Origin of the sequence: Synechococcus sp. R55.7 (assembly GCF_047461955.1) — a bacterium.
GTDB lineage: Bacteria > Cyanobacteriota > Cyanobacteriia > Thermostichales > Thermostichaceae > Thermostichus.
In genome coordinates this window covers 14,331-16,000 of record NZ_JANSIC010000024.1, presented here as the reverse complement: position 1 = coordinate 16,000, position 1,670 = coordinate 14,331, and the positions used below count along the sequence as shown (strand labels likewise).

At 57.4% G+C, this 1,670-nt stretch carries 3 protein-coding genes; 1 reads left to right on the top strand and 2 read right to left on the bottom strand.

The features are described 5' to 3' along the window. Positions 1-95: 95 nt before the first annotated feature. On the top strand, positions 96-281 hold the full coding sequence (locus NW820_RS02405) for a hypothetical protein (RefSeq protein WP_011433765.1): 186 nt from the start codon (positions 96-98) through the stop codon (positions 279-281). Positions 282-285: 4 nt separating this feature from the next. Here the strand turns inward: NW820_RS02405 and NW820_RS02400 are convergent, their stop codons facing one another. Continuing rightward, positions 286-807, bottom strand: a complete 522-nt coding sequence (locus NW820_RS02400; RefSeq protein ID WP_414357987.1) for a peroxiredoxin — start codon at positions 805-807, stop codon at positions 286-288. A gap of 179 nt (positions 808-986) precedes the next feature. Then, positions 987-1,445 carry a GNAT family N-acetyltransferase gene (locus tag NW820_RS02395; protein WP_414344496.1) on the bottom strand — a complete coding sequence of 153 codons (459 nt, stop codon included), beginning with the start codon at positions 1,443-1,445 and terminating at the stop codon, positions 987-989. Positions 1,446-1,670: the final 225 nt, after the last annotated feature.

Below are 1,670 nucleotides of genomic sequence, written 5' to 3'. Positions count from 1 at the left end.
TGATTGGCTCTCGGTGGTTCAGAAAGGGATCCCAGCAGGCGACACTCCCCCAGCGGAAGCGATAAGCTAGGAGAGTCAATTAGGTCTCTGAAGCTATGGACGCCGCCGAAATTGCCGCCTTGAAAGAGCGCATCAAGCTAATCCGCGAACGCCGGCCAGCGGTAGCCAAGCTGTTGGAAAAGCCAGACTTGGGCAGCTTGCGCGTGGATGTCAACCAAGCGCTGGAGGAGATCGACGAGTTGCTCCACGAGTTTGAGCAGACTTTTGGCCCGGAAAGCTAGAGGGCTAGTTCCTGATAAGCTGCTGCAACTGGGCCAGAACCTCAGCACTGTGGCGGCTGGGGTTCACGATTGGGTCGATTTCTCGCAAAATCCCCTCCGGGTCGATCAAGAACGTATTGCGCAGGGCAACATCGCCCATCCAGGATCCGTAGGCTCGACTGACCGTGCCATCGGGATCCGACAGCAAAGGAAACTGTAGCCCCTCTGCCGAGCAAAAGCGCCTGTGAGAGTCCACCGAGTCAGCGCTCACGCCCACAACCTGTGCCCCCATGGCCCGGAACTTGGGCAAATCTTGCTGAAAGCGGCGGGCCTCAATCGTACAGCCGGAAGTGAAGTCGCGGGGGTAAAAATACAACACCACCCACTCCCCCCGAAAATCCGCCAGCCGCCGTATTTGCCCGGCTTGATCTGGCAATGCGAACTCCGGTGCCGGAGAACCTATTGGCGGGAGAGGAGTAGTTCCCCACTGGGCCCAGGCAGGCTGAGTCATCCCAAAGCCCACAAGCAGGCCCACAACCAATCCCATGAAAACCCTGCCCAATTCCCTCACTGCCCCTCCGAGACCTCTCTAGAACCCATCTCTAGTTTACATAACTTTATATGAGTCCAGGAACTCGCCTCACTGCGCAGAAGCAAGCCAGCGGGGTGGGAAGCATCTCCACTCTGCCAGCTCAATGTTGCCGCTTTGCCAATTCCTTTGCCAATTCAAGGTAACCACTTGCAGAGCAAAAGCTGCGGAGGGATCCCCAACCATCGCCAGAGTTGAGAGGTGCGTTCAATAGGGGTGTAGCGCAGTTGGGCGTACAGTTGCCGCGCGGGGAGATTGTCTTCCAATACGTGCAGATGCAAACAGCGGTAGCCCCACCCTTTCGCCACCCCTTCAGCACTGAGCAAAAGCAGACGAGCAATTCCTCGCCGCCGCCAGCCGGGCAGCACCGCCAAGTTGGAGAGGTAGGGATACTTCCCGTGGGCTGTGACCCGCAAAGAGATCTCGGCAGTGCCCACCACTTCGGATCCCACCGCAGCTGCCAGACAGCAGTAGTGGGGATCCCTTGCGGCCAGCCTGAGGCGCAACTCTTCGCGAATGCCCAGCTTGCGAATTGGGTAGATCCAGCGTTGCAGACCTGAGGGGGGATGAAAAACCTGGGCTAGAACTTCGGCCAAGGGATCCAGATCATTCGATGTAGCTGGGTAAACTACGGGGGAAGGCAACACAGGTTGAGATAGGGCAACCGCAAGCATTCTCCTTATTTTCCCAAACAACTTGCAAACAACAAAACAATAAGTGGTGACCCCCACGGGGAGCCACCACTGAACCGGTAGAACTTGGCCACAGGGAGGAAAACCACCCCTGCCGACGCGGACTAACCGCATCCAAGACTTAACTAA